Source organism: Nocardia carnea (genome assembly GCF_029868325.1).
GTDB lineage: Bacteria > Actinomycetota > Actinomycetes > Mycobacteriales > Mycobacteriaceae > Nocardia > Nocardia carnea_C.
On the sequence record NZ_JARWNW010000241.1, the window covers coordinates 75531 to 82621 of the forward strand.

Sequence of the window (7091 nt, forward strand, 5' to 3'; positions counted from 1 at the left end):
TTTCCCGCCAGGCCCGGCGTCCCTACGCCGGTCACCGTCGGCACTCTCGTGTCCTGTCCGCCGCTCCCCCGCCGCGGAACCGCCCCGGCGGTCGCCGCCATCGGTGTTTCGACCGGTTCCGTCCCGGTAGGAACCACCAGGCTTCGTATCCTTCGGCCGCCTGCCGGCGCGTCCCTCGTCCGGCGAGTCCGCAGAACCCGGGCGATCGCGTCCGGTACCGGATCGGTCCTGCGAGCGCGATCCGGGGCCGTGCCCCGTCGCGCTACGGTCTGTGTTCGAATCGCGTTCCACGCCGCCGGCCCCGCTGCCCGTGGATTGGGGTTTCGGGTGGCGCCGGAAGCCGCGCGGCCGCGAGCCGGCAGGGCCGGTCATTCGACCACCGCGCCGGGTTCCAGGCGGGCGCCCCGCGCCCAATCCAGCGCCGCCATCATGCGTTTACCTTGCGGCTGCACCCGGTCCAGCCGCACCGCGGTGGTCGCGGTGCCGATATAGACGCCGGTTTTGCGTACGTCGATCTGCCGTTCCGGCAGCGCCTCCTCGACCAGTTCCACGGGACCCAATTTGAGCCGGCTACCGGCCACGGTCGTCCAGGCACCGGGATGCGGTGTCACCGCCCGGATGGCGCGGCCGACCGCGAGGGCGGGCTGATCCCAGCGCACCTGCGCCGCCTCCACCGTGATCTTCGGTGCGTAGGACACGCCCTCGGTGGATTGCGGGATCGCCTGCAAGGTCCCGTCTTCCACCCCGTGCAGTGTCTGTTCCAGCAGGGCCGCCCCGCTGTCGGCCAGCCGGCCCAGCAGATCTGCGGCGGTATCGGTGACGGCGATCCGTTCGGTCACCACGCCGTAGACCGGTCCGGTGTCCAGGCCGGTTTCGATCCGGAATGTGGAGGCCCCGGTGATCTCGTCACCCGCCGCGATGGCCGCCTGTACCGGCGCCGCGCCGCGCCATGCCGGAAGGAGCGAGAAATGCAGGTTGATCCATCCGTGGCGGGGGATATCGAGGATTTCCGCGGGTAGCAGCGCACCGTAGGCGACCACCGGGCAGCAGTCCGGCGCGAGCTCCGTGAGCGCTTCGGCGAATTCGGGTTCGGCGGGTTTGCGCGGTGTCAGAACCGGGATCCCGTATTCGTCGGCGAGCTGCCCGACCGGCGAGCGCTGTAATTTCCGTCCGCGCCCGGCCACAGCGTCGGGACGGGTGACCACGGCGATCACCTCGTGCCGCGATTCGATCAGCCGGCGCAGCGACGGCACGGCCGGTTCGGGAGTACCGGCGAAGACGATCCGCATCAGCGGTCCCGCTCGGCCAGTGCGCGACTGGGCCGGACGGTGATACCGGCCGTGAACCAGTCCGACTCACGGATGGTGCGCATGGCCTGCTTGCGGTCCGGCGGATCCAGGCGGTCGATGAAAAGGGTGCCGTCCAGGTGATCGGTCTCGTGCTGGACGCAGCGCGCCAGCAAACCCTCGGCCTCGAACTCGACCGGTGCACCGGTCATATCGACCCCGCTCGCGCGCACCCGCATTGCCCGGCGGGTGTCGTGATTGACCCCCGGTATCGATAGGCAGCCCTCCGGTCCGATCTGTTCCTCGTCGTCGAGCGCGGTCCAGACCGGGTTGATCAGGTGGCCGCGGGCATCCCGGGTGTCGTAGACGAAGACCCGCAGTCCGACTCCGATCTGTGGCGCGGCCATCCCCACCCCGCCGTCGTCGTACATGGTGTCGGTCAGGTCGGTCACCAGCTGCCGCAGTTCGGGGCCGAATTCGGTGACCTCGGTCGCGCGGGCTCGCAGGATCGGATCGCCGAACAGGCGGACGGACTGGACGGTCAAGGTCGGCTCCCGGAGACATGAGACAGGGCAGGAAGAATCCATTCTAGGTCGCCCCGTGCACCCGCCGGCACGTACGGGGTCTTCCTGCCCGGCCACTGCCGCGCAGCGGCGAGCATCGCGCGCTCGACCCGGAGCGCAGGGACCACTCAGATATTGCCGCCGATGATCACCTGCGGAATCCCGGTGCCGAGCGCGACCGGCACGCAGACCGGTTCCGGCGCATGGCCCGGGTCGAGTACCTCGAGCACCAGTTGCGCTACGAACGGGTCGTACACCATGTGGAAGTGCCCGGTGAGGTCGGCGGGGCAGCGATCCTGCACGACGATGTTCTCCACCCCGGGCCCGCGCAATGCGATATTGCCGAACGGCTGGATCATCTCGTCGACCCGGCTGCCGATCGTCACGTACCGGACGCCGGGGACGGTATCGCCGCCGGCATTGAGATCCAGCATGAACGGCGACCCCTGTGCCTGTTGCACGGCCGCCACCGAGATCGTCTTCTCCGCCACGGTCAGCGCGCCGGGAATCTGCTGCGCCAGCGGCACCAGTCCGTACATGACACCGCCGTAGGTGGGGGATGCGAGACCGACCCAGGTGGCGACGGCGGGCGCGCCGCCCAGTTTGTTGATGTAATAGCGGGTCATATTGGCGCCTTGGGAAAAGCCCACCAGGTCCACCTGGGTCGCCCCGGTGGCGGCCCGCACCTGGTCCACGAATGCCGCGAACTGATGGGCGCTGAGCACGATGTCCTCGGTGCCGAAGCTGACCGCGCCGGGTTTACCGCCGTAGTTGAGTGCGAAAACGCAGAACCCCTCGTCGACCAGGCGCGGACCGATGGCCGACCAATCGGTGTAGGCGCTCGCATCGGTGCCGTGGGCCAGGACCACCGGACGCGGATGGGAGGCGTCCGGGACACAACCGAAATCGTTGACTCCCCGCGGGACAGCGGCGGGATGATCCTTCATGTACAGCACAGCGCCGAGATGGTCGGCCTGCGGCGGCGCCCATCCGGTAGGGACTTCCGGAGGGAGATATCCGGCGGGCTGGGCGGTGCCCACGGACGTGCCGAGCAACACCGACCCAGCCAGTGCGACGAAGACCGTCAGCACCCGCCTGCCTAACCCGCCGCGCGGGCGGGCCGACCACAGAAAACGTTTCACCACATAATCTTCCACCCTCCCGGCGCGACGGAAAACCGGTGGCCGAGGTCTTGATCACCCCGTTACTTCGGGTTGTCCTCGTCGCCGGCCAGGATGCGGTACAGCGCTTTGCGTGCCTCGGTGAGCACATCAGCCGCCTTGGTCACCTGTTCCGGGGTGCCGGCACCCGCGACCTGCGCGATCGCGCCCATGAGCGGGGGGACCAGCGCCCGCAGATCGTTGGTGTGCGCGCCGACGCCTTCCTTGACCTCGGCCCACGGGTCACCGAGTTCGGTCCGGTGTTCGGTGACGTAGGCGGTGCCCGTCTCGGTCAGTTGCGCGGTTTTGCGGCCGGCGACCTTCTCGATGGTGATGAGGCCCTCGTCCTCCAGCTGGGACAGCGCGGGGTAGACCGATCCCGGGCTGGGCCGCCACAGATCCTCGCTGCGTTCCCGGATCTGCTGGATCAGTTCGTAACCGTGCATCGGGCGTTCGGTGAGCAGCAGCAGCACCGCCGCCCGTACATCCCCGCGCCGCCCGCGGCCGCCCCGTCCGCGCCCACGGCCGAAGCCCGGACCGAAACCAGGGCCGAAACCGGGCCCGAAGCCCGGGCCGAAACCCGGACCACCGAATCCGGGCGGGCCACCGTGCCGGAAACCGCCGCGGCCGGGCCCGTGTTCCATATCGGGACGATGACGCCGGGCCCAGCGGAGCCGTTCCTTGCGAAAGTCCGTGTTCTCCATGTCTTCCATTGCAGCCTCCTGAGCTACTCGATCGGTTTGCATAGCATCGACGATATATCGGCAATCTATCCATGGCAACCCCTCGGCCCGAGATTGTGGCGTCGCCGACCATTCCGGCCGGAACCGGCAGCCTGCCGTCAGACAACCTGTGCGCGCCGGCCGAGCGCGTCGGACGGCCACGACGATGTCGGCGGTACTCGCATCCCGCACCGCGGCCACGGCGCAAAGCAGTAACCGGCAGCGACGTCGAGTCATGTGGTGCGTCGAGCACGCTGACCAGGGAGGGTGCCGATACATGGCCGCGGCGGTCCACAGCTGCACCGCCCGAGCAAGAGGTGGCCTACGAGCGCCTCGGCGCTTCGCTGCCCTCGCCGATCGACCTCCGGATAAGCCACGCCGGTACTACCACCGAGCGTGGATAGCCCAGACCGTCGACTACAGGCACGAGGGGGCAGGGCGGCTGTCCCACCTCCGGAACGGGCGCCGCCACACGGCGGCACCCGAGACCGCCGCCGGCCACCTGCGGAAGCGAACGGGACGCTACGCAGACCCGCCACGCCACGGGCGAATACCGATCAGCCGATATCCAGGGGATCGATCTGCACGCGCGCCGAAGTTTCCGCACGCTGACTGCTGCGGACCGCCTGCGCCGCGACCAGTGCACGGGCCAGCGCACCGCCCTGGGGCCGGGGAACACGTAAGAGCACCCGCTCGACCTCCACCGGTCCACCACGGTCGTCGTCGGCGCGGGAGCCCGACGGTTTACGTGCGGTGGCGGGCAGCGGTACCGGGCCCAGCACTTCGGCGGCGGCCGGAAGTTCGGTGACCGCGAGGAGCTCGGCCACCGCATCGGGCGTCCCGTCGATCGCGGCCATTCGCACCGCGGGCGGAAACCCGACCTCCGTGCGCTGGCCGAGTTCGGCAGCCGCATGCCCGGCCGGATCCCACCGCAGCAGCGCCTGCACGGTCGGCACACCCGGATCGGCCATCACCAGCACCCGGCCGGCAGGTTTCACCAGGGCGGCGGCGCCCAGCCAGCGGCGCAGTGTGTCCTCGGCGGCACGGAGGTCGGCGCGGCCCAGCAGCGCCCACCCGTCCAGCAGCAAACCGACTCCGTAGCCACCGGGTAGCAGTGGTTCGGCCCCGACCGTGGCCACCACGACCTGCGGCCCCGGTTCGACGGTGTCGAGCATCGCGGCGCCGCTCGACCCCCGGATCGGCACCCCGGGAAATGCCCGGCCGAGTTCCTCCGCGGTCCGGGCGGCGCCGATGACCACGGCACGCAGGACCCGTCCGCCACACCCGGGACAGCGGAAAGCGGCCTCGGTCCGCCCGCACCACCGGCACACCGGGCTGTGTGCGACTTGCGCGGCGGGGTCCGCGGGACCGCCCTCCGGTAGGGACAGCGGGCCCACACACTGCCGGCAGCGGGCGGGGGTGCGGCATTTGGTGCACGCCAGAGCGGGGACATACCCGCGGCGCGGTACCTGCACCAGCACACCCTCCCCCGCGGCGAGCGCCTGGCGGGCGGCGGCGAAGGCGGCGCCCGGAATCCGGACCGCGCGCGCGATGGGGTCGCGGTCGAGTGCCGCATCGGAGTCGCCCGGCGCCCCGATCCGGGGAGAGGCTGCCCGCACCGTGGCCCGGTCGGCGAGCAGATCATGTGCCCAGCCCGATTCCACTACCGCCTGCACCTCCGCGGTCCGCGCGAAACCCGCGGCCACGAACGCCGCCCCGGTCTCGTGCGCCCGCAGCATCGCCACCTCCCGGGCGTGCGGGTACGGGGACCGGGGTTCTGCGTAGGTGTCGTCACCGTCGTCCCAGATCGCGATGAGCCCCAGATCGGCGGCCGGTGCGAAAACGGCGCTGCGGGTGCCGATCACGACCCGTGCGGTCCCCCGCAGAACGGCCAGCCAGCGCCGATATCGTGCCGCCGGACCCAGCCCCGCCGAGAGCCCGACCGCCGATTCCCCGACCAGGGCTTCACATTCGCGCAGTACCCGGTCCAGGTCGCGCTGGTCGGGGACCATCAGGACCGCGCTGCGGCCACCGGCCACCACGACGGCCGTCAGTTCGGCCAGCCGGCGCGCCCAGTTCTCCCCCGGTAGCGCCTGCCACGCTGCACGCGGACCTTTGCGCCCGGCGAGTGCGGTGAGAAACGATTCCCCGTGTCGATACCGCCGCCAGGCCGCGAGGTCGACGCCGGCCGGAACGGTCCCCGCGCCGACCTCCGTATCGGCAATCGATGGCCCGCCCACGGCCCCACCGACCTCCTGAGGGTTGCCAGGGTCCGCTGAACCCGGCGTCACCGCCGAAGCGGCCGCATACCGTGGATCGCCGGAACCGGCGTCTGCCGCCCCCGAAGAATTGTGGGTGACGCGCGAATCGCGCTGTTCGGAAGGCCCGACTCGCGAATCGCTCGGCGCGCCATCTGCGCGGAGCCGACCGTGCTCCGATGCTCGATCACCACGGCTTTCTTGGCAATCCGCGGTCTGCGGCCGGTCCGCATCCGTCGCGACGACACCCGCCGCTCCGGCCCGCACCCGATCGCCACCGTCCAACGCCTGCTCGGCGCCCTCCGAGACCCGCTGCTCGTCGACCGGCGCTTGTTCGACCCCGGCCGATTCCGGTTCTCCCCCGGACGGTACGTGGTCATCGATCGACATCCGCGCGGCATCTTCCGCTTCCCGCCCATCGGCCGCCCGCGGCGGCGCGATGCCGGCCGCTACATGGTCGCCACCGGCTGGGGGCGAGCCACTGTCCGGTGCCGGGACGGTCTCGTTCGACGTCGGGCACCGGCCGGCCCCGGTCTCCCCGGTAGCGGGTCCGGCCACCTCCGACCGGCCCCCACTACGCGGCGGTACCGCCCGTACCGCGCCGCCGGATTCCTTCTTTCCGGCTCCACCGTTCTCGACGCGCGCGTGCCGCGGCGGTATCGCCAAACGCAGGACATCGGCGCGGGTTCCGGCGCAGCGGGCGGCGACGGTCGTGGCGAGCCGGAGGATCTCCGGGGTGAGTACCTGTTCTGCCGACACCACCCGTTCCAGTCGCACCAGCTTGCCGGGATGGTCGGTCTCGGTATGCCGGGACAACAGGTAGCCGTCCACCAGCCGCCCAGCGAAACGCACCCGCACCCGTACCCCGGGCCGGGCGATCTCGTCCCACTCCGGTGGCACCAGATAGTCGAAATCGCGGTCGAGATGAGCCGGGGTGAGCAGGGGCAGTACCCGGGCGATCGGATGCGATACCGGTGGCCGGCCGGGAGGGGGAGATTTCCCGGCTCGCCGCGCACCTCGGCGTTCCCCCGAAGCAGCCGACACCCCCGGCGACTCGATGTCCCCGGGGGTGTCGGCGGCAGGTTGCGGCACGCGGAACGTG

At 71.0% G+C, this 7091-nt stretch carries 5 protein-coding genes; all 5 read right to left on the reverse strand.

Annotated features, from left to right (window positions below; genetic code table 11):
- Positions 1 to 368 precede the first annotated feature (368 nt).
- A complete protein-coding gene (gene fmt, locus QH196_RS21250) occupies positions 369 to 1289 on the reverse strand; it encodes a methionyl-tRNA formyltransferase (protein ID WP_280417557.1) in 921 nt (306 codons plus the stop codon).
- The gene (gene def, locus QH196_RS21255) at positions 1289 to 1831 is read right to left on the reverse strand and encodes a peptide deformylase (RefSeq protein ID WP_033241625.1); all 543 of its coding nucleotides are present in this window, start codon (positions 1829 to 1831) and stop codon (positions 1289 to 1291) included. The genes fmt and def overlap by 1 nt, the downstream gene beginning before the upstream one ends.
- A gap of 146 nt (positions 1832 to 1977) precedes the next feature.
- Positions 1978 to 2991, reverse strand: a complete 1014-nt coding sequence (locus QH196_RS21260; protein ID WP_432279526.1) for a lipase family alpha/beta hydrolase — start codon at positions 2989 to 2991, stop codon at positions 1978 to 1980.
- A gap of 62 nt (positions 2992 to 3053) precedes the next feature.
- Positions 3054 to 3722 carry a PadR family transcriptional regulator gene (locus tag QH196_RS21265; protein WP_280417558.1) on the reverse strand — a complete coding sequence of 223 codons (669 nt, stop codon included), beginning with the start codon at positions 3720 to 3722 and terminating at the stop codon, positions 3054 to 3056.
- 566 nt (positions 3723 to 4288) lie between these two features.
- Complete coding sequence (locus tag QH196_RS21270; RefSeq protein ID WP_280417569.1) at positions 4289 to 6949, reverse strand: primosomal protein N'; 2661 nt, start codon at positions 6947 to 6949, stop codon at positions 4289 to 4291.
- Positions 6950 to 7091 lie beyond the last annotated feature (142 nt).